We start from the raw sequence: 24,702 nt of genomic DNA on the forward strand, positions 1-24,702 counted from the left end.
CATAGCCGCACAGGATGTTGGGGCAAGCCGATCCCTTGATCCTGCCCCCCGCAAACGTCTATATGAGCGCCGAACACGCAATCACGAATAACGAGGACGCACCATGGCAGGCCATTCCAAATGGGCCAATATCCAGCACCGCAAGGGACGTCAGGACGCCGCGCGGTCCAAACTGTTTTCCAAGCTGTCGAAAGAGATCACCGTCGCCGCCAAGATGGGCGATCCCGATCCCGACAAGAACCCGCGTCTGCGTCTGGCCGTAAAAGAGGCCAAGTCGAACTCGGTCCCCAAGGACGTGATCGACCGCGCGATCAAGAAATCGGTGGCCGGTGAAGGCGACGATTACGAAGAAATCCGGTATGAGGGTTATGGCCCCAACGGCGTGGCCGTGATCGTCGAAACGATGACCGACAACCGTAACCGCACCGCATCCACTGTACGTTCGACCTTTTCCAAGAACGGCGGCAATTTGGGTGAGACCGGCTCGGTCGGGTTCATGTTCGACCGCAAAGGTGAGGTTGTCTATCAGGCGGACGCAGGCGATGCGGACACCATTTTCGAAGCGGCCATCGAGGCCGGTGCCGAGGATGTCGAAAGCTCGGATGATGGTCACATCATCTGGTGCGCAGATACCGATCTGAACGATGTGTCGAACGCGCTGGAAGAGGCGCTGGGTGAATCCGAATCCACCAAACTGGTGTGGAAGCCCACCACCACGACCGAACTGGGTCTGGAAGACATGCAAAAGCTGATGAAGCTGGTCGACGCGCTGGAAGACGACGATGACGTACAACGTGTCACCACCAATTTCGAAGCGACGGACGAGGTCATGGCGCAGCTCTGACCTTTCGCGCCCAATTGGTATTCAGCCCGGCCGGTTAGGCCGGGTTTTTTCGTTTCAGGCTTTTACAGCGGTACTTGGCCGACATTCACGTTCAGAATAGGCTGGGACCCGGAAACTGAAACTGGGACTGGCCTGCGCGCATATCGGTGTTGCGGCAGGTGCTGCCGCTAGACATGGCGAATAACGCGACAGAATTGGCAAAGCGCAACGTCCCGGTCCTGACCGGGCAGAGCATTCTGTCTCAGGTCGCGTGGACATTGGGCAGCCCGTCGGTGGTGCTGCCGTTTCTGGCCGTGTCCTTCGAATTGCCGATGTTTGTGGCCGGGGCTTTGGTCTCGGTCCGTATGGTTGGCAGCTTGATTGCGGATTTCTTTCTGGCCCGGACAATTGCCGCCCAGCTCAGGAAAAAGCGCGGCATCGCAATGACGGAATTTGCGGTTGGTGTGTGCCTGCTGCTTGCCATGGCGATTGCGGCGACCGGCTTTGTGCCCGCGATCGCGGTGGCATTTCTGCTGATCTTTTTTCTCATCGGTCTGGTCACCGAGATTCAGAACCTCATGTTTACCGATCTGATCGGCGACCATGTGCAGTCCAAATCCCGGATGGTGATGCACTATCTGCAGCTTGGGGCAGGCGGTTCGGTCGCGATTGCGCTGGCGCTGCTGGTCCATGAGATCACCAAGGACAATCCGCCCTTCTCGCGCCATTCTGCGGTCATTGCCGTGTCCTTTGCGTTTTTCGTGTTTTCGGCGCTGTGCATTCTGGCGCTGTCCGAGATCGGCAAAACCCCGAGCGCATCAACCGGGAAAGATCCTGTTGCCCGGCTCTCGCTCAGGGCCAATGTGCAAGCTGTCATCGACATGTTCGATTATGCCTGGTTTCGCCGCTACCTGATCATGCGCATGCCGCTGGTTGTCGTAACGCTGTCAGTCCCATTCTTCGCCCTGATTGCCGCCGAGGCACATCATACCTCGGCCAAAGGGCTGACGGCCATGATCATATCATCGGCCTCCGGGTATCTGGTATCGGCCCCGTTGTGGCAATTCGTGAACATGAAATCGCATCGCGCTGTGATGGTGACGGGGGCTTGCATGGTGGCCGCGACGGGGACGGTCCTGTTGGCGTTTCATTACCTCAAGCTGGATCACGATGTGCATATGCACGCCATTGCCCTGTTCATCGTAACGGTCGCCGTGACGGGCATCAGCGGCGCGCGCAAACTGTATTTTCTGGACGTCGCCCCCAAAGACCAGCGCGTTCAGGCATCGGCTGCGATCAAAAGCATCGCCCGATTGTCTGGTGTCGCCATCTCTGCCCTGCTGGCGGCCATTGCGCATATGCACGAGGTCGCGCTGGCCGTCTTCTTCATTGTGATCTGCAGTCTGATTGCGGCTGTGGCGTGTTACCGGATCGCCGCTCCGGCAACAGAGGCAACGACCGGGGCATCCGAAGGTTAGGCCTCAAAAGAACGACGAGATCTCGTCCAAAGGCTTTTTCAGCTTGGCCACCGCAGGGACCGTTGCATTCTCTGACGGATGCCCAACCGCGATTATCATCGTCGGCTTTTCAGAGGCAGGGCGCCCCAATGCGCCATTGAGGAATTTCATGGGGTTGGGCGTATGGGTCAGCGTCGACAGCCCGGCGTGATGCAGCGCGGCCAGCAGGAACCCCGTGGCGATATTCACGCTTTCGGGCACATAGTAGTTCTTATAGCGCGTACCGTCCTCGAACTCTCCCCAGCGCTGGGCAAAGACCACAATCAGCCATGGGGCGATGGTCAGATGTTCCTTGACCGCATTGGTGCCGATGGGCTCGAGCGCTTTGATCCACTCATCCCCCGCACCCCCTGCGTAAAAGCGGCGTTCTTCTTCTTCGGCCTCTTCGCGAATACGTTGTTTCAGGGCGGGGTCAGCGATGGCGGCAAAATGCCAGGGCTGATGATTGGCACCCGATGGGGCGGTGCCGGCGGTGCGCAGGCAGGTCTCAATCACCTCTCTGGCGACCGGACGGTCAGAGAAATCGCGCACGGTGTGGCGCTGCCGCATCTTGTCATGGAAGGCCAGCGCGGCCTCCTGCATCCGGGCATCGGTGATCTCGCAGCGATCCGGCAGAGGGATCGGGTCATAGCTGAGAGCGTCGCGTGAAAACATGAGGTTACTCCGAGGTTTGGCCCTTTATCCGGCGGTCTGTCACGGGGATCAAGTGCTTTGCAGCGGCCTGCCGGATGGCGCGGGTCAACGGAGTCAGGGCAGGGGCCAGAACGCGCCCGATCTGCCATGTCAGGGCTACGTCCAGCGGCGCGTTTTGCACAAGCGTCTGCAGTCGACCGTCGGCCAAGGGCGCGCGGACCAGCGGTTCGGGGTTCATGCCCCATCCGATGCCCGCGATTGCCGCGTCGACAAAGCCTTGCGACGAGGGCAGAAAATGCGACGGTGGGTTGAGACGTCGACCGGTTTGCGCCTCCATCCACGATTTCTGCAGCCCGTCCTTGCGATTGAATACCAGAGATGGGGCTTTGCTCAGCGTCGCCGCATCTACCCCTTCGCCGAACCACTGCTGCATGAAGGCGGGGCTTGCCGTAGGCAGATAGCGCAGCGCGCCTAGCTCAACCGCATCGCACCCAGTGACCGGCTGGCCGCCGACGGTAATGGCGGCGCTGACCTCGCCCCGGCGCAGCCATTCGGCCGAGTGATCCTGATCGTCGATCACCAGATCGAAGTGTATCCCCGGCGCGTTGGCCATGGCATCGACGAACCAGGTGGCCAGAACATCAGCCGGAAGCGCCACGCGCACGCGCGCTGCATTGACGTTTTGCCCCAGCGAGATTTCGCGGGCCAGCTGCGCCTCGAGCAATCCGATATCTTCGGCATGCCGCGCGATGCGCAAACCTGCCGGGGTGCCGGTGCAGGGCGTGCCCCTATTGATCAAGGCTGCGCCCACACGATCCTCAAGCGCCTTGATTCGTTGCGAAATTGCTGACGGTGTCACTGCCAGCTCCGACGCCGCCGCATCAAAGCTGCCATGGCGCAGGATTGCCGACAGGGCGGACAGGTGATGTGGATCAAGCAGCATTAGTCATACTTAATTCAGATGAGTATCTTTAATTTGATAGGCCTGCGCGCAGCCGGTAGTCAACGGTGCAGACAGAAGGAGATCACATGTTTTCTGCCCCGATTGCCGGGTTTGCCCTGGGTTTCAGCCTTATTCTCGCCATTGGCGCGCAAAACGCTTTTGTCTTGCGGCAGGGCCTGAGGCGCGAGCATGTTTTGGCGCTATGCCTGACCTGCGCGGTCTCGGACGCGATTCTGATTGCGGCAGGGGTGGCCGGGTTTGGCACACTGGCTGAGGCCGCGCCATGGTTTGAAACCGTAATGCGTTATGGCGGTGCCGCGTTTCTGATCTGGTACGCGCTGCGCAGTTTCCAGTCCGCGCTGCAAGGGGGCGCCGCGATGGAGCTGGACGGAGGACAACGCACCAGCCTGCGCGCTGCGCTGCTGACGGTGATGGCGTTCACCTGGCTCAATCCGCATGTCTATCTGGATACGGTGGTACTGATCGGGTCGATCTCGGCCCAGTATGACGACCGTCTGGGATTTGCGCTGGGGGCGATGACTTCAAGCTTCGTGTTCTTCTTTTCGTTGGGCTACGGTGCTCGCATTCTGTCACCGGTGTTTACCCGCCCGCGCGCCTGGCAAGTGCTGGATGTGGTGATCGGAGTCGTCATGCTGATGATCGCTCTGAAACTTGTTATCATGTGAAGGGTTGTCCCGGGCGGAAATCCGGTGTTCAACCGATTGCATGATCTCTCCCGATGATAGCTACCGGCCACTGACCGGCATGTTCTGGATGCTTGCTGCCGGACTGTCCTTTGTGGGGATGAATGCGCTGGTGAAAATTCTCGGCACCAGCATGAACCCGATACAGGCGGCATTCCTGCGTTACGTGCTGGGGTTGGTTTTCCTGCTACCGGCTCTGCGGGCGATCCTGGATACGCGGCTGACACGCCGGAACCTGACATTATTCGGTCTGCGTGGCGTGGTGCATGCGGTGGCCGTCATGTTGTGGTTCTTCGCAATGACCCGCATACCGCTGGCCGAGGTGACGGCGATGAACTATCTGACACCGGTCTATGTGACCCTGGGGGCTGCGCTGTTTCTGGGCGAGAAGCTGGCCTTCCGCCGAATCGCAGCCATCGGCGTGGCCCTGATCGGGGTGGTGATCATCCTGCGCCCGGGATTCCGGGAGGTTGAGCCGGGACATCTTGCCATGCTGGGCGCAACGCTGGCGCTTGGCGGTTCCTACCTGCTGGCCAAGGCATTGGTCCGCGATATCCGGCCTTCGGTTGTGGTGGCGCATCTGTCGATCTGGGTGACTCTGGCGTTGATCCCCTTTGCCATCGCCGTATGGGAACCGCCCAGCCTGCGCGATCTGGGGATCTTGTTCGTCGTCGCCAGCTTTGCCACGGCCGGTCATTATTTCATGACCCTTGCCTTGCAGGCCGCGCCGGTTGCCGTAACCCAGCCCGTGACGTTCCTGCAGTTGATCTGGGCGACCCTGCTGGGCACACTCGCCTTTCACGAAAGCATCGATATCTGGGTCATCGCCGGGGGCACGCTGATCCTGATGGCGGTCAGCTTCATCACCTGGCGCGAAGCCAAAATCAAACGTGACGGCGCAATGCCCCCCACGCCGCCTCAGGGGTCTGAAACCCCGTTGCGCAGCGTTAAAAAGGTTATTGATTGACGGGTCAATAAAAACGCCTTAGCCTTTCACATATCAGCAGATGTGGCAGAGGGGCAGAGATGCCGAAACTCGGAATGGAACCGATCCGGCGGGAAGCGATCGTCAAGGCGACGATTGCCGAGTTGGGCGTGCAGAAAACCCTCGATGTCACGGTCAGCCAGATCGCCAAACGGGCTGGCATGTCCAGCGCGCTGGCGCATCACTATTTCGGTGGCAAGGATCAGATCTTTCTGGCTGCCATGCGCCGTATTCTGGCGGATTTCGGGGCAGAGGCGCGCGCGCAGCTTGCGGATGCAGGCCCCGGTGAACGGGCGCAGGCCATCATTCGCGCCTGTTTTGCGCCGTCCTGTTTCACGCCGGACGTCATTGCCGCCTGGATGACATTTTATGTTCTGGCGCAGACCAATGACGATGCGCTGCGCCTTTGGCAGATTTATCAAGCCCGTATCCGCTCCAACCTGATCCACGCGTTAAGCCCGCTGATGAAGGATCCGGTTGAGGCGGCAGAGGACATGATCGCGCTTATTGATGGTCTTTATATCCATGCTGCTTTGAATGCCCCTGAACAACCGCAATTGGCGGTAAACCACGCGTTGCGCACGCTAGAGACCTTCCTCGAGGCTGAAAAATGACAAAACCTAACATTCTGATCCTGATGGTGGATCAGCTCAACGGAACCCTCTTTCCCGACGGTCCCGCTGACTGGCTTCATGCGCCGAACCTGAAAAAGCTGGCCGAGCGTTCGACCCGGTTTGCGAACACCTATACGGCCTCGCCGCTCTGTGCGCCGGGACGGGCGAGCTTTATGTCGGGCCAGTTGCCCTCGCGCACCGGGGTCTATGACAACGCGGCCGAGTTCCGCAGCGATATTCCCACCTATGCGCATCACCTGCGCCGGGCGGGCTATTACACCGCACTGTCCGGCAAGATGCACTTCGTCGGCCCCGATCAGTTGCACGGGTTCGAGGATCGCCTGACAACCGATATCTACCCCGCCGATTTCGGCTGGACCCCCGATTACCGCAAACCCGGTGAGCGGATCGACTGGTGGTATCACAACATGGGCTCGGTCACCGGCGCGGGCGTGGCCGAGATTTCCAACCAGATGGAGTATGATGACGAGGTCGCCTACAACGCCAAGGCCAAGCTCTATGATCTGGCGCGAGGCAAGGATGACCGTCCGTGGTGTATGACCGTCAGCTTCACCCACCCGCACGACCCCTATGTGGCGCGGCGCAAATACTGGGACCTTTACGAGGATTGCGAACACCTGCTGCCCGAGGTCGCCGATATCGGCTATGACAATCAGGACCCGCATTCCAAGCGCATCTTCGACGCCAACGACTGGCGCAGCTTCGACATCACCGAAGAGGATATCCGTAAATCCCGCCGGGCGTATTTCGCCAATATCTCTTATCTCGATGACAAGATCGGTGAGATCCTTGAGGTTCTGGAAACCACGCGGCAAGAGGCGATCATCCTCTTTGTCTCGGACCACGGCGACATGCTGGGCGAGCGGGGATTGTGGTTCAAGATGAACTTCTACGAAGGCTCGGCGCGGGTGCCGCTGATGATCTCGGCGCCGGACCTGCCCGTGGGCCGGATCGACACGCCGGTGTCCACCATCGACGTGACGCCTACGCTGGGCGCGCTGGCCGGGGTCGACATGGCCGAGATCGCGCCCTGGACGGATGGTGAAGACCTAGTGCCGCTGGCGCAGGGTATCGAACGCACCGCCCCGGTGGCGATGGAATACGCGGCCGAGGCGTCTTATGCGCCGCTGGTTTCGCTGCGCTATGGCAAGTGGAAATACAACCGCTGCGCGCTGGACCCCGATCAGTTGTTCGACCTTGAGGCCGACCCGCACGAAATGACAAACCTTGCGGATGATCCCGAACATGCAGGCACCCTGCAAACGTTGCGTGCCAAATCCGAGGCCCGCTGGGATCTGGACCGTTTCGACGCCGACGTCCGCGCCAGCCAAGCCCGCCGCTGGGTGGTCTATGAGGCGCTGCGCCAGGGTGGGTATTACCCGTGGGATTACCAGCCGCTGCAGAAAGCGTCGGAACGCTACATGCGCAATCACATGGACCTGAACATCGTCGAGGAAAGCCAGCGTTTCCCGCGTGGCGAATGACACGAACCCGAAGACCGGAATACCAATAGATGACTTACCCAACCCAACCCACTGCGAGCCATTTCATTGGTGGGGAATATGTCGAGGACACTACTGGCGCACCGATCGAGGTGATTTATCCCGCCACCGGAGACGTCATCGCAACCGTTCACGCCGCCACTCCGGCCATCGTTGAACGCGCCATTGCCAGCGCCCGCACTGCCCAGAAACAATGGGCAGCCACCAGCGGGACCGAACGCGGCCGCATTCTGCGCCGCGCCGCAGACATGATACGCGAACGCAATCATGACCTGAGCGTGCTGGAAACCTTCGATACCGGCAAACCGTATCAGGAAACCTCGGTCGCCGACGCGACCAGTGGTGCCGATGCGCTGGAATATTTCGGCGGCATGGCGGCGACCCTGACTGGCTCGCATATCCCGCTTGCCGATGGCGACTGGGCGTACACAAGGCGCGAACCGCTGGGGGTCTGCGTCGGCATCGGCGCGTGGAACTACCCCACTCAGATCGCTTGCTGGAAGGGCGCGCCAGCGCTGGCCTGCGGCAATGCGATGATCTTCAAGCCTTCTGAGACCACCCCGCTTTGTGCGCTGAAGGTGGCGGAAATCCTGCACGAGGCTGGACTGCCGGCCGGGCTTTACAATGTGGTGCAGGGGCTGGGCGACGTCGGTGCGGCGCTGGTGAACGATCCGCGCATCGACAAGGTATCGCTGACAGGCTCGGTGCCGACGGGCAAAAAGGTCTATGCCGCCGCGGCAGCCGGGCTGAAACATGTGACGATGGAGTTGGGCGGCAAATCCCCGATGATCGTGTTTGACGATGCCGATCTGGAAAACGCGGTATCGGGTGCGATCCTTGGAAACTTCTATTCCTCGGGTCAGGTCTGTTCGAACGGAACCCGTGTCTTTGTGCAGAAGGGCATCAAAGAGGCGTTTCTGGCGCGGCTCAGCGAAAGGCTGCAACAGGCGAAAATCGGTGACCCGATGGATCCCGACACCAGCTTTGGTCCGATGGTCAGCCAACGGCAGATGGACATTGTGCAGGGCTATATCGCAAAGGGCGTCGAAGAAGGCGCGCGGCTGGTCACCGGCGGAGATCGCCCGGATCGCGACGGCTTCTATCTGCAGCCCACGGTCTTTGCCGATGTCACCGACGACATGACCATCGCCCGCGAAGAGATTTTTGGCCCCGTCATGGCGGTTCTCGACTTTGCGGAAGAAGACGAGGTGATGGCCCGCGCTAATGACACCGAATTCGGGCTGGCCGCAGGGGTGTTCACCCGCGACCTGAGCCGCGCGCATCGCGTCGCCGCAGGTTTCGAGGCCGGCACCTGTTTTATCAACAGCTACAACGACGCCCCAGTCGAAGTGCCCTTCGGCGGCTCAAAACTGTCGGGCGTCGGGCGCGAGAATTCGGCGGCTGCGATCGAGCATTATTCGCAACTCAAATCCGTCTATGTCCGCATGGGCGATCTGGAAGCGCCTTTCTGAGGCCAGCCGCCGGAAACACGAACTACAAGGCGGATCAGGGTCCGTCTTTTGCGGGGCCTGACGGCCCGGGAGACTGAAATGGAAGCAGATTTTGTCATCGTTGGCGCCGGGTCCGCCGGGTGTGCTATGGCCTATCGGTTGAGCGAGGCCGGGGCCTCGGTTCTGGTGATCGAACATGGCGGCACCGATGCGGGGCCGTTCATCCAGATGCCTGCCGCGCTCAGCTATCCGATGAACATGTCGCGCTATGATTGGGGTTACAAATCCGAGCCTGAGCCGCATCTGAACAACCGTCGGCTGGCCTGTCCGCGCGGCAAGGTGATCGGTGGGTCGTCCTCGATCAACGGGATGGTCTATGTGCGCGGCCATGCGCGCGATTTCGACACCTGGGCCGACATGGGCGCGGACGGTTGGTCCTATGCCGACGTGCTGCCCTATTACAAGCGGATGGAGACCTGGCATGACGGCGGCCATGGCGGAGATGCCGCCTGGCGCGGTACCGACGGCCCGCTGCACGTATCCCGTGGCCCGCGCGAGAACCCGTTGTTCAAGGCCTTTGTCGATGCCGGTCAGCAGGCAGGCTATCAGGTCACTGGCGACTATAACGGCGAACAGCAGGAGGGCTTTGGCCCGATGGAGCAGACCGTCTGGAAGGGGCGGCGCTGGTCGGCGGCGAATGCGTATCTGAAACCGGCGCTGAAGCGCGACAACTGCGAAATCGTGCGTGGCCTTGCGACGCGGGTCGTGATGGAAAATGGCCGCGCAACCGGCGTTGAACTGATCCGGGGTGGCAAAACGGAAGTCATCCGCGCCCGGCGCGAGGTGGTTCTGGCGGCCTCGTCGATCAACTCGCCCAAGCTGCTGATGCTGTCCGGTATCGGCCCGGCGGCGCATCTGGCCGAACATGGGATTGAGGTGGTCGCAGACCGGCCCGGCGTCGGGGCGAACCTGCAGGACCATTTGGAGCTCTATATCCAGCAGGCGTCGCTGCAGCCGATCACGCTCTATAAACACTGGAACCTGATCAGTAAGGGGGTGATCGGGGCGCAGTGGCTGTTTACCAAAACCGGTCTGGGTGCGTCGAACCAGTTCGAAAGCGCGGCGTTCATCCGGTCGAAACCCGGCGTCGAATATCCTGACATTCAATACCATTTCCTGCCCATCGCCGTTCGCTATGATGGTCAGGCAGCAGCCGAAGGCCACGGTTTTCAGGCGCATGTCGGTCCGATGCGCTCGCCCTCACGCGGGGCGGTGACCTTGCGCTCGGCCAGGGCCGAAGACGCACCGGTGATCCGCTTCAACTATATGAGCCACGAACAGGATTGGGAGGATTTCCGCACCTGCATTCGGCTGACCCGCGAGATTTTTGGTCAGGACGCATTCAAGCCCTATGCAGGCAAAGAGATCCAGCCCGGGGCCGATGTGCAATCGGATGACGCGTTGAACGCCTTCATCGCCGAACATGCTGAGAGCGCCTATCACCCCTGTGGCACCTGCCGTATGGGAGGAGCTGACGACAAAAACGCTGTCGTCGATCCGCAGGGGCGTGTGATCGGGGTCGAGGGGCTGCGGGTCGCGGACAGCTCGATTTTCCCGCAGATCACCAATGGCAATCTGAACGCGCCCTCGATCATGGTGGGTGAGAAGATGTCGGATCATTTGCTGGGAAGGGATGCGTTGCCGAAGGCCAATGACCGGCCTTGGATTCACCCCGGCTGGGCAACGGCGCAGCGCTGAATCTGTGCGGTCTTTGACGCGGATTTGATCCGCGTCAAAGCAACACCTGACGGTTATCTTTAGCCTAGGGACGTAACGCAGATAGAGGAGCGCACAGTATGTCCCACACCCCGCATGAACTGGCCGAGGAATTCCCCGAAAAGGTCGAATTGATGAGCCAGCTCAAGCAAACGGACGCGCATTTCGCGCGCCTTGCGGATGAGTATCACGAGATCAACCGCACCGTTCACCGGGCCGAGACCAATGTCGCCCCGATGGAAGAACTGGCTGAGGTTGAGCTGCGCAAGAAACGTGCGGTGCTCAAGGATGAGATCTGGGCGATTTTGTCAAAAAGCTGAGACAGGGGCGGGGGCTCTGCCCCCGTCGCGGCAGGCCGCGACTCCCCCGGGATTTTGGGGCCAGATGAAGATCAGGTGACTTCGTAGGGCAGGGTGCCCCGGGTATGGGCGTCGATGGTCAGGCGGCGTTCCAGCGGCGGAACCGAGCGCTGGTGGCAGGTCTGGCGTTCGCATATGCGGCACGAAATGCCGATGGGTTCGAATGCGCTGGCGTTGTTGATGTCGAGATTATCGGCATAAACCAGTGCCTCGGCATGGCGAACCTCGCACCCCAGGGCGATGGCATAGCGGCGCACCGGAGCGCCGAAAGAACCGCCGGATTTCGAGACATCGCGGGCCAGTGAGATATAGCGGACGCCGTCAGGGGTTTCTGCCAGTTGCTGCAGGAAATGGCCCGGCGTTTCAAAGGCGCGGTGGACGTTCCACAGTGGGCAGGCGCCGCCGAAACGGGCAAATTGCAGGCGCGTGGCCGAGTGGCGCTTGGTGATGGTCCCGGCCTGATCGACGCGGACGAAGAAAAACGGGATGCCCTTGGCGCCCGGACGTTGCAGGGTCGACAGGCGGTGGGCAATCTGTTCGATGGACGCACCGAAGCGGTTGCTCAGCAGTTCAAGATCGTGACGGTATTCTTGCGCCGCCGACAAAAACGCGGCATAGGGCATCAGAGAGGCCCCGGCGAAGTAATTGGCAAGTCCGATCTTGGCGATCGCGCGGGCTTCGTCGCTTTGGAAGCGTGCAAAATCAAGCGTTGCTTCAAGCAGCTTGTCCTGACTGATCAGCGCCACCTGTAGCAGCAGTTGAAAGACCTGCGTCTGTGGTGCCGCGCGCGACGACAGGCGCAGGGTTTTGTCTGTTGCGCTATAACTGCGCAGGGTTTCGGTGTCTGCGAAAGTGACATGGATGCCGCGTTCGGACAGGCTGTTGAGGGCGGCCTGACGGATACCCCCAGCCTCTTCCGCTCGTGCGGCGAAGCGTTCCGCCGCGCGGTCCACCGCGTCGATATAGTTGTCGCAGTAGTGGAAGAAGTCGCGCACTTCTTCCCACGGGCTGGCCTGAATGCGCGCGTCCTCGCGCCCCAGGGCTTCGTCCAGCGAGGCGAGGCGCTCGTGGGTCTGGCGATAGCTGCGGTGCAGTTCGATAAAGGCACGCGCCAGCGCTGGTGCGTTTGACGCGGTGAGGCGCAGATCGGCCAGCGGAGGCATCGTATCGGCAAAGACCGGATCGGCCAGCGCCTCGCGCATGTCCGAGATGAGCCGCTCGCTGTCACCTGTGCTGAGTTCGGTGACATCCATGCCGAACTCCTGTGCAAGCGCCAGAACAACCGTGGTCGAGATCGGACGGTTGTTGTTCTCCATCTGGTTGAGGTATGGCAGCGAAACGCCCAGTTTCGTGGCGAATTCCTTCTGCGTCAGGGACAGGCGTGTGCGCATCTCGCGCAGCTTGGCGCCGGCATAGAGTTTCTGGGTGGCCATGGTGGTTCTTTGCAGCTTTCCTGAAAACGCAGGCTAACTTTGCAAACCCATTCTTGCAAGCGCCTAGAGACCCAGTGTTTTCTCGCGCCAGATGACGCTGCTGATCGCGACGATGGCCAGAATCGAGGTCGCCAGCATCAGCCAAAGCAGCGGCATGGCCCCGGTTTCGCGTGTCAGCAGGGCGCCCGCCCCAGCGCTGAGGGCGGCGCCGCCGCCCAGCATGATCGCGCCGCTCAGGCCCGAGGCGGTTGCAGCCAGATGCGGGCGCACCGACAGGGCCCCTGCGGTAGCGTTCGGGATCGACATGCCGTTGCCCAGCCCGACAAAGGTCATCAGGCCGAAAAAGCTGATCGCTGTGCCCATCCCGGCCAGAAACAGGGCGGCAGAGATGAAGACGCCGGTGGCGTTCAGACAACAGCCCCACAGCACCATCCGGTTGACGCCGAAGCGCACCGAAAAGCGCCCGCTTATGAAGTTCCCGAAGAAATAGCCCAGTGCAGGGGCGCCGAAATACACACCGACCTCGGCCGCAGTCATACCGAAGATTTCGGTTCCGATGAATGGCGCGCCGCCGAGATAGGCGAAGAAGGCACCCGATGACAGCGCGGAGGATAGGGAATAGCCCCAGAAACGCGGAGATTTCAGCAATTCGGGATATTCGCGGAACTGCTCAATCAGTGTCTTGCCGCTCGACGCGGCGGTTTCGCCAAAATCCTGATAGGTCAGCCACAGGGCAAAGGCGGCCAGACCGAAGGGAAGCCAGAAATTGGCCTTCCAGCCGAACGCTTCCTCAAGCAAGCCACCCACAGCGGGGCCGAGCATCGGGACAACGGCCATCCCCATGGTGACATAGCCAAGCATCGAGGCGGCTTTGTCCTGAGAATACATGTCACGCACCGCCGCCCGGCTGAGGACGATACCCACGACGATTACGGCCTGGCCCATGCGGAAGGCCAGAAAAACCTCGATCGTTGGGGCATAGATACAGCCCAGCGTGGCCAGCAGGAACAAGGCAAGCCCCCACAGTAATACGGGCCTGCGCCCGGCCTTGTCCGCCAGCGGTCCGATCAGGATTTGCAGCACCGCGTTGACCAGAAGATACAATGCGATCGACAGTTGCATCGTTTTATAATCGGTCTGGAAATATGTCGCCATGAAAGGCAGGCTGGGCAGGTACAGGTTCATGCTCAGCGCCGATAAGCCTGACAATAGTACAAGCGTTGCCAGCGTGGGTGGCGTGCGGTTGATGGCGGTCGATCTGAACTGCATGGTTCACTTTTAGGGCCTGCGCGTGTGAATTGCCATCAGCAGTTTCAATTTGAGGTGAAATTAGCAGATTTGCATTTACTTCAAGTTACGTTTTCAAAACTTTGCAAATTTGCCGAAAACTTCTTTGGGCTTCAGGGCAGGCCCGGTATGGTCCCGCAAAATTTCATAGGGGACTACCGTCATGAAAGATATCCTTTCCGAGCTTGAAGACCGCCGCACCAACGCCCGGCTTGGCGGTGGGCAAAGGCGGATCGATGCCCAGCACGGGCGCGGCAAACTGACTGCGCGCGAGCGGATCGAACTGCTGGTCGACGAAGGCAGCTTTGAAGAGTTCGACATGTTCGTCAGCCATCGCTGCACCGATTTCGGGATGGAAAACCAAAAGCCTGCGGGAGACGGTGTCGTGACCGGCTGGGGCACGATCAACGGTCGCATGGTCTATGTGTTCAGTCAGGATTTCACGGTGTTCGGCGGCTCACTGTCGGAAACCCATGCGCAAAAGATCTGCAAGATCATGGATATGGCGGTGCAGAACGGGGCGCCCGTGATTGGCATCAACGACTCGGGCGGGGCGCGGATTCAGGAAGGCGTGGCTTCGCTTGCGGGCTATGCCGAGGTGTTCCAGCGCAACATCATGGCCTCGGGCGTGGTGCCGCAGATCAGCGTGATCATGGGCCCCTGTGCGGGTGGCGCGGTTTATAGCCCGGCGATGACCGACTTCATCTTCATGGTCAAAGATACCTCGTACATGTTCGTGACCGGCCCCGACGTGGTAAAGACCGTCACCAACGAGGTCGTGACCGCCGAGGAACTGGGCGGGGCGTCGACCCACACCAAGAAATCCTCGGTCGCCGATGGAGCGTTTGAAAATGACGTGGAGGCCTTGGCTGAAGTGCGCCGTCTGGTCGATTTCCTGCCGCTCAACAACCGTGAAAAGCCGCCCGTGCGTCCGTTCTTTGACGAACCTGACCGGGTTGAAACCTCGCTGGATACGTTGATTCCGGATAATCCCAACACGCCTTACGACATGAAAGAACTCATCACCAAGATCGCGGATGAGGGGGATTTCTACGAGATTCAGGAAGATTATGCCAAGAACATCATCACCGGTTTCATCCGGCTTGAGGGGCAGACCGTGGGTGTCGTGGCCAACCAGCCGATGGTGCTGGCCGGATGTCTGGATATCGACAGCTCGCGCAAGGCGGCGCGGTTTGTGCGCTTCTGCGATTGCTTTGAAATCCCGATTCTGACTTTTGTCGATGTTCCGGGCTTCCTGCCGGGGACGTCTCAGGAATATGGCGGCGTGATCAAGCACGGCGCGAAACTGTTGTTTGCCTATGGCGAAGCGACGGTGCCGAAGGTGACCGTGATCACCCGCAAAGCTTATGGCGGCGCTTATGACGTTATGGCCTCGAAACATCTGCGTGGCGATTTCAACTATGCCTGGCCTACAGCCGAGATTGCGGTGATGGGCGCCAAAGGCGCGACCGAGATCATTCACCGTGCCGATCTGGGCGATGCCGAGAAAATCGCGCAGCACACGCAGGATTACGAAGATCGTTTCGCTAACCCCTTCGTTGCCGCCGAGCGTGGCTTCATCGACGAGGTGATCATGCCGCAATCGACACGCCGCCGTGTCTCGCGCGCATTTGCCAGCTTGCGGGGCAAGCAACTGAAGAACCCGTGGAAAAAGCACGACAATATTCCGCTGTAAGGACGCAGGTCATCACCTGACGGTGTTTCATGATGCAGTTTGCCAGACATAAGATCGCGCAGACCCAACGGGCTCTGCGCCTGACCCCGAAGGGTGGAGTCCGCCCCCGGCGGGTCCGGGCTCATGTTCTGGCATTTGCTGTCCTGACGGCATCGGCGATCAATCCGGCACAGGCGGAAAACCTGCTGCCGGTGCCTTCGGGGCAGCCGGTGCAACTCAGCAATGTACTACTGGACGACAATCCGGGCGAGCTCTGGGTGCGGTTCCGGTTCATTGCGCCCAAGATCGGCTCGACAGCGGGGCGCATCACCTATGATGTCGCCGTCATCGACATGGAGCATCTGTGCCAGACGCTGGCCGTTCCATATGTGGCGCTGCACGAGTTGGAGCCTGCCCGCGTGGTGATCTCATTCTCGGACCGGCCTGTGGATTTTGGCAGCGCGCAACCCGATGCCACCCAGTTTTTCGAGGCCTACCGGCTGGAGCAATCCACGTGTATCTGGGAGGGGCTCTGACCATGATCACTCATACCCTCAGAGCGTCCCATTCAAACACTGCGGCTTTGGAGGTGCGCATGTTCGCTCTGCCCCGGAAAACGAACCGGTTTTCCTGTCTTTTCAATATCCTGCCACAAAGGGGGCTGCCATGTTGAAACATCGCGGATTTCCCGGTCGGCTGTCCGGAACCGATTTTCAGTTCACCATCCGGCGTGCCAATCCCAAGGGTGTCACACCCCTGACACGGCGCGAACGATTCCGGGATCGTAAACCGGCGGACAAACGCGCTGATGCAGCGTTTCTCGAAGCGCTGTGGGCTCATTTTGGCGATCAGCCGTTCGAGCGGGGCAATCTGGACGCCGGTCGGCTCAGCTGGCTGTTCGGGCGCGAGGTTGTGGCGGCGGAAGATCCGTTTGATCCGGCCAGCTACGACGCTTTGCTGGTGATCGATCCGGACGCGGCGCGTCAGTCGTTTCCCGATATCTTCGATGGGATAGGCTGATCGTGTTGGGGGCGGTCGCGCATAACCTGACTTTAGGTCATGACGGTGTGACCCTGCCCGCGAACGGGCAGGGTGCGCTGTTGGGATCAGAAGTTCAGCTGCGCGGCCAACTGAACACGGCTGCCGTCAAAGCTTCTGCCGGAAATCGTGTCATTCCGCTCGCCATAGATATACTCGGCGCTGAGCGTCAGGTTGTCGGTCGCCTTGTAGAACGCGTTGACGTGAACCGTCTCAAGCTCGGTAAAGGACAGGGTCCCGGTCGAGGTCGGCAGGTCGTAATCTTCCTCGCCGTAAGCGATACCGACGTTCCATTTCGGGCTCAGGTCCTGACGGAATTCAACGGTAAAGCCGTCGACATCATTGGCTTCTCCGCCGACGATGGGATTACCCAGGCCGATCAGGTAGGGGCCAAGCGCCTCACCGTCGATATAGTTGACCTGGAACAGGCCGCCTTTCCACGGTCGCACCGAAGCGGACAGCGTGAAACCTTTCTGATCGACCTCGACGCCGCCATCTTCGGCCTTGCCGTACAGCAACGATGCCCGCGCGACATATTTGCCGTCATTGTACTCAGCCGCAGCGGTCAGGACCGGATCATCCGAATTCGACCCGCCGACGTTTTCCTCGACCGAAGCAGAGAACGAGGTGTTCTTCAGGCCAAAGCTGTTCGTGTAGCGAATCTGCGGAACACGGGCAAAGGGGATACCGACCGGGCCGTTAAATTCGACGGAGGTCGGATAGGTGTCCAGCGGCATGAAGTTGGTCCAGGTCTGACCAATCAGCCAGTTATCTCCAATCGTGATGTTGGCATGACGCAGGCGCAGTTCGGCCGCGCCGCCGCTGGCGAACAGATCCAATTCCAATTGCCCGCCGATTTCACCGATTCCGGTTGGGGTGCTGGTACGCAAACCAATTCGGGATTGACGGACCGTGGCGCCAAAGGTGCCGCTGGTGGCCGCCGAGGGCTCTCCGATGACGTTCACGAACGCGGTGTCGCCCTGATCGAAATCGAAGTCATAAAAGAAGTCGGCCTTGATGTAACCATAGACGTCCAGCGTGGTGTTTCCGATCTGCAGATCGCCGGTGCCCGACCCGGTTTTACCAGCCTCAAGCGCTTCGACCCGGGCACGCAGCGCGTCCAGTTCGGCCTGAGTTTGTGCATCCTGCGCCAAGGCTTGCATTCCGGTCATGGAAAGCGTGCTGGCAGCAAGCAAGCTGGCTGTTTTAGCCTTTATTTTCATTGCATTAGTTCCTTGTGTGCGAGTGTGCACCGGCACCGTTCCACGCCAGAGGGCACGAGGGAAATCACTAAAAAGCGAGAAAAAACGCGCCATTTCTCAAGCAAATGTGCTTCAAAGTTTCACTGTGATCACGACGTTGAGAGAGGCGGCGCTAAACCTCTGCGCAGGGCCAAGATTTTCTGTGACTTGGCCGAGAATAATTGTGAACTCGTTTTGATACACAATTTGTATTCAATCCGGGTTTGTAACGAAACTGTGACGGATTCGGCCGCGCGAGAGGTCGCCAGCCCGGTTTATTCGGTCGGCGCAATTTTGCGCGGAAATTCGCCAGATGGGCAGGTTTCAGCCGGAAATTCCATTGGAAACAATGAGTCACTTGCAGGTGCAATTGTGCAGTGCATGGTGAAGGGGCAGTGCGGCTCTACTTTGCCTGCGTCGCACAAGCACCTACTATTCCGTACCCCTTCCTTCCGCGGGCAGGCTTGTGTTCCCCACATGGTCCTGCCCGCGTTTTTCTTTTCTGCACAGGCACAAAAAGAACGGCAAAAAGCTGCGCATAACGCCGATTTGTCGGCTTTGATATTGCATAACAATGCAGGGTTTCGGCATCTGGCGACAAATACGCCAAGAAACCTGAAAGGGCAGTATCCATGCGAACTTCACGACTTTTCCTTGTTCTTGCGACCTGCACGGGCCTCGCGGCCTGTGGCGACTCGTTGGGCGAACAGGCCATCCTTGGCGGTGGTGCCGGGGCGGTTGGCGCCGCGGTCCTCAGTGCGGACCCGCTGCTTGGGGCAGCGGTCGGTGCTGCGGGCAACGTCCTGTATTGCAAGACGCAGAATAACTGCAACTAACTCTGAATTGATCGGGGCGCTCCAGGCCCCGTCCGTCATCGCGCATCACGCCGTCGTGGGGTCATCGCCCTGCGGCGGCGTTTTGCGTTTCCAGAACCCCAAGACAAAGGACGTTCCATGTTCAACAAGATCCTGATCGCCAACCGGGGCGAGATCGCCTGCCGGGTCATCAAGACCGCGCGCAAGATGGGAATCGGCACTGTTGCCATCTATTCGGACGCGGACAAGAACGCGCTGCATGTGTCGATGGCGGATGAGGCGGTGCATATCGGCCCGCCACCGGCCAACCAGTCCTATATCGTGATCGACAAGGTCATGGACGCCATCCGCCAAAGCGGCGCGCAGGCGGTACATCCCGGCTATGGCTTCCTGTCGGAAAACTCAAAATTCGCCGAGGCGCTTGAGGCCGAAGGCGTGGCCTTTGTAGGCCCGCCGGTTGGTGCGATCGAAAGCATGGGCGACAAGATCACCTCGAAAAAGATCGCGCAGGACGCGGGCGTATCGACCGTTCCCGGTTATATGGGGCTTATCGAGGACGCCGACGAGGCCGTCAAGATTTCCAACGACATCGGCTATCCGGTGATGATCAAGGCCAGCGCCGGCGGCGGTGGCAAGGGGATGCGGATCGCCTGGAACGATGACGAGGCGCGCGAAGGCTTCCAGTCGTCCAAGAACGAGGCGGCGAACTCTTTCGGCGACGACCGGATTTTCATCGAGAAATTCGTGACCCAACCGCGTCACATCGAAATTCAGGTTCTCTGCGACAGCCACGGCAACGGTATCTATCTGGGCGAGCGCGAATGCTCGATCCAGCGCCGCAACCAGAAAGTGGTGGAAGAGGCACCGTCGCCCTTCCTCGACCCTGAAACCCGCAAGGCGATGGGCGAACAGGCCGTCGCCTTGGCCAAGGCGGTGGATTATGCCAGCGCGGGTACGGTGGAATTCATCGTCGATGGCGAAAAGAACTTCTATTTCCTTGAAATGAACACCCGTCTGCAGGTGGAACATCCGGTGACCGAATTGATCACCGGCGTCGATCTGGTCGAACAGATGATCCGCGTGGCGGCGGGTGAGCCTTTGTCGATCACGCAGGATGACGTCACCCTGACCGGCTGGGCCATCGAAAACCGTCTGTATGCCGAAGACCCGTATCGCGGCTTCCTGCCTTCCATTGGTCGCCTGTCCCGTTATCGCCCGCCACAGGAAACCGCGGCTGGTCCGATGCTGTTCAATGGCAAATGGCAGGGTGATGCACCCGAAGGCCCTGCGGCTGTGCGCAACGATACAGGCGTTTATGAGGGCGGCGAGATCAGCATGTACTACGATCCGATGATCGCCAAGCTGTGTACCTGGGCTCCGACCCGCGAACAGGCGATCGAGGCGATGCGCGTGGCGCTGGACAGTTTCGAGGTCGAAGGCATCGGTCACAACCTGCCGTTCCTGTCGGCGGTGATGGATCATCCGAAATTCATCAGCGGTGACATGACGACGGCTTTCATCGCCGAGGAATACCCGGACGGATTCGAAGGTGTCAAACTGCCCGAGGCCGATCTGCGCCGGATCGCGGCTTCGTGCGCTGCGATGCACCGGGTGGCCGAGATTCGCCGCACCCGCGTGTCGGGACGGATGGACAATCACGAGCGCAAGGTCGGTACTGATTGGGTCGTGACCCTGCAGGGGCAGGAGTTTGCCGTTGCTATCGATGCGGACAAGGATGGGTCGTCGGTGACATTCGCGGATGGCACCACCTCGCGCGTCGCATCGGACTGGACGCCGGGGGATCAGCTTGCGGTTCTCGACGTGGATGGCAGCCCACTGGTCCTGAAGGTGGGCAAGGTTTCCGGCGGGTTCCGCATCCGCAATCGCGGCGCGGATTTCAAGGTGCACGTGCGCACCCCGCGCCAGGCCGAACTGGCCAAGCTGATGCCCGAGAAACTGCCGCCCGATACCTCAAAAATGCTGCTTTGCCCGATGCCCGGCCTGATCGTGAAGATCGATGTCGAAGTGGGGCAGGAGGTGCAGGAAGGTCAGGCGCTTTGCACCGTCGAGGCGATGAAGATGGAAAACATCCTGCGCGCCGAGAAGAAGGGCGTGGTCGCCAAGGTCAACGCAGGCCCCGGCGACAGCCTTGCCGTGGACGATGTGATCATCGAGTTCGAGTGATCATGCCCGCGTTTTCACCATATCGCACAAGCGTCCCAGCGTACTGCGCCGGGGCCTGCGGGCGTGGTGAAAGCGCTCAGCCGCCTTCGCGCCGCTCGCGAATCTCGCGTTCGCGCAGGGGGGTCTTGTCGATGGACCGACCGATTTCGCGCACGCTCCATGGGCTGGGTTTGCGCAGTTTGACCACGCCGTCCTTGTCGACAAACACCATCTGGAACCCGCGCGGGCGCAATTGCGCGCGGATGGGTGAGCGCGCCTTGGGATCGGTGTCGGTCAACACGATCACATCGCGATCCCGCATCGCGTCTTCGCCTTCCAGCAGCATGTCGATCTGCTGTTGGAATCGCGGGTCGGCGGGCGTGTCGGCAAAGACGACGATAGGGCGACTGACCCAAAGAAACTCGTCCAGCGTGTTGTCACCTGCGGGTCGCACAAAGGCGTCATCCGCAGGTGCGGACCCGTCAGCGGCCAAAACGGCCAGCGGGAATAGTGCCGAGAAAACAAGGGCAAGCGTGCGTGTCATGTGGCCTCCTGTTGTGATGAATATAGCCTCTGCTTGGGCGAATGCGACTGGCGAAATGTCCATCAGCATCAAAAATATGTTCATCAGACGCGGTTCTATCCATCAAGTAGCCACCAGAGGGTACAGAAAACCCGCCATTCCTTCGATCTTTCGGACAGGAGTGTAAGCGGATGGAAATTATCCTGCATTGCGGCGCACATCGGTGTGCAAGCACCAGTTTCCAGAACTATCTGAGCCGGAACACGCAGATACTCGCCAATCAAGGATTGGCATATTGGGGGCCGGAACGAACACGTTCCAATGGCCTCAACAGCCTAAACAAGCTAACGCCCGAGGTCTGTGACAGGATACGTCGCGAGTTGGACGCATGTCAGCAAGATGGTGCGATGCAGCTTTTGGTCAGCCAAGAAAACTTTGTGGGCTCGATGTCGCGCAATATTGCCTTGGCGTCACTTTATCCCGGTCTGCAGACGCGCGGGCATCTCTTGGCGCAGGCCTTTGGTGGCAGAGTGACCAAAATCGCTCTGAATATCCGAGCGTTGGACATGTATTGGTCTTCCGTGGCCGCCTACAAGTTCAAACGTGGCGGTGACCCTATAGAGCCGGCAAAATGGAAACGCATCGTGCAAAGCAAGCGGAGCTGGCGCGATGTCATCACCGACTTAAGTCACGCCTTCCCGAACGTCCCATTGCTCGTTCTGCCTTTCGAGGATTTCGCGGGCTGTCAGCAGGCGCAGCTTGCGGCGCTGTTGACTGGCCCCGCGCCCGCATTCAGTGACGGCCTTGCGCTGAATGCGGCACCCATGCCCGCGCCCCATGGGCTGAGCGCTGAACAGGCCATGAAGCTTTGGGCCGACTACGCCGATGATTTGGAATGGCTGGCCTCAGGTGCTGATGGGCGAGCCGAACTGATCTGCCGGACAGATGGAAATATGTGCGGGGCCACCCCCGCTGAAACCGGAATTGAACAGAGGAAACCGACATGACCGACACGAAAGACTGGCAGGCGCTGGCCGAGAAAGAGCTGCGCGGACGCCCGTTGAACGATCTGACCAGGGAAACGCTGGAAGGCATCGACGTCAAACCGCTTTACACACAGGAAGACACCGCCGATCTGCCGCATATGGGCACGCTTCCGGGGTTCGGTCCGTTCACGCGCGGTGTGAAGGCGACGATGTATGCGGGGCGGCCCTGGACCATTCGCCAATATGCGGGGTTTTCGACTGCCGAGGAATCGAACGCCTTTTACCGCCGCAATCTGGCCGCCGGTCAGCAGGGCGTTTCCGTCGCCTTCGATCTGGCGACGCACCGGGGATATGACAGTGATCACCCGCGCGTGGTGGGCGATGTCGGCAAGGCCGGTGTGGCGATCGACAGCGTCGAGGACATGAAGATTCTGTTCGACGGTATCCCGCTGGACAAGGTCTCGGTCTCGATGACCATGAACGGCGCGGTGATCCCGGTTCTGGCCAGCTTCATCGTTGCGGGGGAAGAGCAGGGGCATGACAAAGCCGTGCTGTCGGGCACCATTCAGAACGACATTCTGAAAGAGTTCATGGTGCGCAACACCTATATATATCCGCCTGAACCGTCGATGAAGATCATCTCGGACATCATCGACTATACTTCGAACGAGATGCCCAAGTTCAACTCGATCTCGATCTCGGGCTATCACATGCAGGAAGCCGGGGCCAATCTGGTGCAGGAACTGGCCTATACGCTGGCTGACGGGCGCGAATACGTGCGCGCCGCGACCGAGGCCGGGATGGACGTGGACAAGTTCGCGGGCCGTCTGTCGTTTTTCTTTGCCATCGGCATGAATTTCTTCATGGAGATCGCCAAACTGCGCGCCGCCCGCACCCTGTGGCATCGGGTGATGACGGATTTCGGCGCGAAATCCGAGCGCTCCAAGATGTTGCGGACGCATTGCCAGACCTCGGGCGTCAGCCTGCAGGAACAGGACCCCTATAACAACGTGATCCGCACCGCCTATGAGGCGATGAGCGCGGTTCTGGGCGGCACCCAGTCGCTGCACACCAACGCTCTGGACGAGGCGATTGCCCTGCCCACTGATTTCTCGGCCCGTATCGCGCGGAATACGCAGCTGGTGTTGCAGGAAGAGACCGGCGTGACCGATGTGGTCGATCCGCTGGCGGGTTCCTACTACGTCGAAAGCCTGACCAATGAGCTGGTGGAAAAAGCCTGGGCTCTGATGGAAGAGGTCGAAGAGATGGGCGGGATGACCAAGGCCGTGGCTTCTGGCATGCCCAAGCTGCGGATCGAGGAAAGCGCAGCCCGCCGTCAGGCCATGATCGACCGTGGTGAAGAAGTCATCGTCGGCGTCAACAAATACCGCAAGGAACAGGAAGACCTGATCGATATTCTCGACGTCGACAACGTCGCCGTGCGTGAGGCGCAGGTTGCGCGTCTGGAACGCATCCGTGCGACCCGTGATGAGGCCGCGTGTCAGGCCGCGTTGGACGCGCTGACGAATACCGCCCGTGATGGCGGCAACCTGCTGGCCGCCGCCGTCGAGGCCGCTCGAGCCCGCGCATCCGTAGGAGAGATCAGCATGGCAATGGAAAAGGAATTCGGCCGTCACCGCGCCGAGGTGAAAACGCTGGCCGGTGTCTATGGCGCGGCATACGAGGGTGACGAAGGCTTTGCTGCCATCCAGAAATCCATCGAGGAATTTGCCGAGGCTGAAGGCCGTCGCCCCCGCCTGCTGGTGGTCAAGATGGGACAGGACGGGCATGACCGGGGCGCCAAGGTGATTGCTACAGCCTTTGCCGATATTGGTTTCGACGTGGATGTCGGTCCGCTGTTCCAGACCCCTGCCGAGGCGGCGCAGGACGCGGTGGACAACGACGTGCATGTCATTGGCATTTCGTCTCAGGCTGCGGGGCACAAGACGCTGGCACCTCAACTTGTGGAAGAGCTGAAAAAGGCAGGGGCCGAGGATATCATCGTGATCTGCGGCGGCGTGATCCCTCAGCAGGATTACCAATTCCTCTTTGACCATGGGGTGAAGGCCATCTTTGGCCCGGGCACCAACATCCCCGAGGCGGCGCAGGACATTCTGCGCCTGATCGGCGAAGCGCAGGGCTGAGAAGGCGGCAGGGGGGCTGTCCGCTCCCCCCAATCGCGCAACGCGCGATTCCCCCCGAGGGTATTTTTG

22 protein-coding genes are annotated in these 24,702 nt (G+C 60.2%); 15 read left to right on the plus strand and 7 right to left on the minus strand.

The window, feature by feature from the left end; all coding sequences use genetic code 11:
- The first annotated feature begins 103 nt into the window (after positions 1–103).
- Positions 104–844 (plus strand): YebC/PmpR family DNA-binding transcriptional regulator, encoded by a 741-nt coding sequence (locus ACR3E4_RS12745; protein WP_480530167.1) that lies wholly within the window; start codon positions 104–106, stop codon positions 842–844.
- Positions 845–1,017: 173 nt separating this feature from the next.
- Positions 1,018–2,301, plus strand: coding sequence for a permease (locus tag ACR3E4_RS12750; protein ID WP_480530165.1), 1,284 nt, complete (start codon positions 1,018–1,020; stop codon positions 2,299–2,301).
- Positions 2,302–2,304: 3 nt separating this feature from the next.
- On the opposite strand, the gene ACR3E4_RS12755 is transcribed toward ACR3E4_RS12750, so the two are convergent.
- Complete coding sequence (locus ACR3E4_RS12755) at positions 2,305–2,994, minus strand: nitroreductase family protein (RefSeq protein WP_480530163.1); 690 nt, start codon at positions 2,992–2,994, stop codon at positions 2,305–2,307.
- A gap of 4 nt (positions 2,995–2,998) precedes the next feature.
- Complete coding sequence (locus ACR3E4_RS12760; protein WP_480530161.1) at positions 2,999–3,916, minus strand: LysR family transcriptional regulator ArgP; 918 nt, start codon at positions 3,914–3,916, stop codon at positions 2,999–3,001.
- An 86-nt stretch (positions 3,917–4,002) separates the two neighbouring features.
- On the opposite strand from ACR3E4_RS12760, the gene ACR3E4_RS12765 reads away from it, so the two are divergent.
- The 7 genes from ACR3E4_RS12765 to ACR3E4_RS12795 all read left to right on the plus strand — a co-directional run bounded on the left by ACR3E4_RS12765 (position 4,003) and on the right by ACR3E4_RS12795 (position 11,289).
- Positions 4,003–4,602, plus strand: a complete 600-nt coding sequence (locus ACR3E4_RS12765; protein ID WP_480530158.1) for a LysE/ArgO family amino acid transporter — start codon at positions 4,003–4,005, stop codon at positions 4,600–4,602.
- Between the two features lie 40 nt (positions 4,603–4,642).
- Positions 4,643–5,587, plus strand: a complete 945-nt coding sequence (locus ACR3E4_RS12770; RefSeq protein ID WP_480530157.1) for a DMT family transporter — start codon at positions 4,643–4,645, stop codon at positions 5,585–5,587.
- 59 nt (positions 5,588–5,646) lie between these two features.
- Positions 5,647–6,219 (plus strand): choline-binding transcriptional repressor BetI, encoded by a 573-nt coding sequence (gene betI / locus ACR3E4_RS12775; RefSeq protein WP_480530155.1) that lies wholly within the window; start codon positions 5,647–5,649, stop codon positions 6,217–6,219.
- Entirely contained in the window at positions 6,216–7,724 is a 1,509-nt protein-coding gene (gene betC / locus ACR3E4_RS12780; RefSeq protein ID WP_480530153.1) for a choline-sulfatase, read from the plus strand. Before betI ends, betC begins: the two co-directional genes overlap by 4 nt.
- A 29-nt stretch (positions 7,725–7,753) precedes the next feature.
- Positions 7,754–9,214 (plus strand): betaine-aldehyde dehydrogenase, encoded by a 1,461-nt coding sequence (gene betB, locus ACR3E4_RS12785; RefSeq protein WP_480530151.1) that lies wholly within the window; start codon positions 7,754–7,756, stop codon positions 9,212–9,214.
- Positions 9,215–9,292: 78 nt separating this feature from the next.
- On the plus strand, positions 9,293–10,951 hold the full coding sequence (gene betA / locus ACR3E4_RS12790; protein WP_480530149.1) for a choline dehydrogenase: 1,659 nt from the start codon (positions 9,293–9,295) through the stop codon (positions 10,949–10,951).
- A 98-nt stretch (positions 10,952–11,049) separates the two neighbouring features.
- Positions 11,050–11,289 carry an HP1242/YdcH family protein gene (locus ACR3E4_RS12795; RefSeq protein WP_480530147.1) on the plus strand — a complete coding sequence of 80 codons (240 nt, stop codon included), beginning with the start codon at positions 11,050–11,052 and terminating at the stop codon, positions 11,287–11,289.
- A 71-nt stretch (positions 11,290–11,360) separates the two neighbouring features.
- Here the strand turns inward: ACR3E4_RS12795 and ACR3E4_RS12800 are convergent, their stop codons facing one another.
- A complete protein-coding gene (locus ACR3E4_RS12800; protein WP_480530145.1) occupies positions 11,361–12,761 on the minus strand; it encodes a helix-turn-helix domain-containing protein in 1,401 nt (466 codons plus the stop codon).
- Positions 12,762–12,824: 63 nt separating this feature from the next.
- Positions 12,825–14,030 carry a multidrug effflux MFS transporter gene (locus ACR3E4_RS12805; RefSeq protein ID WP_480530143.1) on the minus strand — a complete coding sequence of 402 codons (1,206 nt, stop codon included), beginning with the start codon at positions 14,028–14,030 and terminating at the stop codon, positions 12,825–12,827.
- Between the two features lie 181 nt (positions 14,031–14,211).
- Between ACR3E4_RS12805 and ACR3E4_RS12810 the strand changes: the two genes are divergently transcribed.
- From ACR3E4_RS12810 to ACR3E4_RS12820, 3 genes are all read left to right on the plus strand, one after another.
- On the plus strand, positions 14,212–15,744 hold the full coding sequence (locus tag ACR3E4_RS12810; RefSeq protein ID WP_480530141.1) for an acyl-CoA carboxylase subunit beta: 1,533 nt from the start codon (positions 14,212–14,214) through the stop codon (positions 15,742–15,744).
- Between the two features lie 32 nt (positions 15,745–15,776).
- The gene (locus tag ACR3E4_RS12815; protein WP_480530139.1) at positions 15,777–16,259 is read left to right on the plus strand and encodes a DUF6497 family protein; all 483 of its coding nucleotides are present in this window, start codon (positions 15,777–15,779) and stop codon (positions 16,257–16,259) included.
- Positions 16,260–16,389: 130 nt separating this feature from the next.
- Positions 16,390–16,743, plus strand: a complete 354-nt coding sequence (locus ACR3E4_RS12820; RefSeq protein WP_480530137.1) for a hypothetical protein — start codon at positions 16,390–16,392, stop codon at positions 16,741–16,743.
- An 86-nt stretch (positions 16,744–16,829) separates the two neighbouring features.
- Here the strand turns inward: ACR3E4_RS12820 and ACR3E4_RS12825 are convergent, their stop codons facing one another.
- Positions 16,830–17,984 carry a DcaP family trimeric outer membrane transporter gene (locus ACR3E4_RS12825; RefSeq protein WP_480530135.1) on the minus strand — a complete coding sequence of 385 codons (1,155 nt, stop codon included), beginning with the start codon at positions 17,982–17,984 and terminating at the stop codon, positions 16,830–16,832.
- Positions 17,985–18,643: 659 nt separating this feature from the next.
- Positions 18,644–18,877 carry a hypothetical protein gene (locus tag ACR3E4_RS12830; protein WP_480530133.1) on the minus strand — a complete coding sequence of 78 codons (234 nt, stop codon included), beginning with the start codon at positions 18,875–18,877 and terminating at the stop codon, positions 18,644–18,646.
- Positions 18,878–18,955: 78 nt separating this feature from the next.
- On the opposite strand from ACR3E4_RS12830, the gene ACR3E4_RS12835 reads away from it, so the two are divergent.
- A complete protein-coding gene (locus tag ACR3E4_RS12835; RefSeq protein ID WP_480530131.1) occupies positions 18,956–21,001 on the plus strand; it encodes an acetyl-CoA carboxylase biotin carboxylase subunit in 2,046 nt (681 codons plus the stop codon).
- 76 nt (positions 21,002–21,077) lie between these two features.
- Here the strand turns inward: ACR3E4_RS12835 and ACR3E4_RS12840 are convergent, their stop codons facing one another.
- Positions 21,078–21,524, minus strand: coding sequence for a DUF4174 domain-containing protein (locus ACR3E4_RS12840; RefSeq protein ID WP_480530129.1), 447 nt, complete (start codon positions 21,522–21,524; stop codon positions 21,078–21,080).
- Positions 21,525–21,694: 170 nt separating this feature from the next.
- Between ACR3E4_RS12840 and ACR3E4_RS12845 the strand changes: the two genes are divergently transcribed.
- Positions 21,695–22,510, plus strand: a complete 816-nt coding sequence (locus ACR3E4_RS12845) for a hypothetical protein (RefSeq protein ID WP_480530127.1) — start codon at positions 21,695–21,697, stop codon at positions 22,508–22,510.
- Positions 22,507–24,633: a methylmalonyl-CoA mutase gene (scpA, locus tag ACR3E4_RS12850; RefSeq protein WP_480530125.1), complete on the plus strand. Its 2,127-nt coding sequence runs from the start codon at positions 22,507–22,509 to the stop codon at positions 24,631–24,633. Before ACR3E4_RS12845 ends, scpA begins: the two co-directional genes overlap by 4 nt.
- Positions 24,634–24,702: the final 69 nt, after the last annotated feature.

This window comes from Ruegeria sp. AP11 (assembly GCF_056535865.1).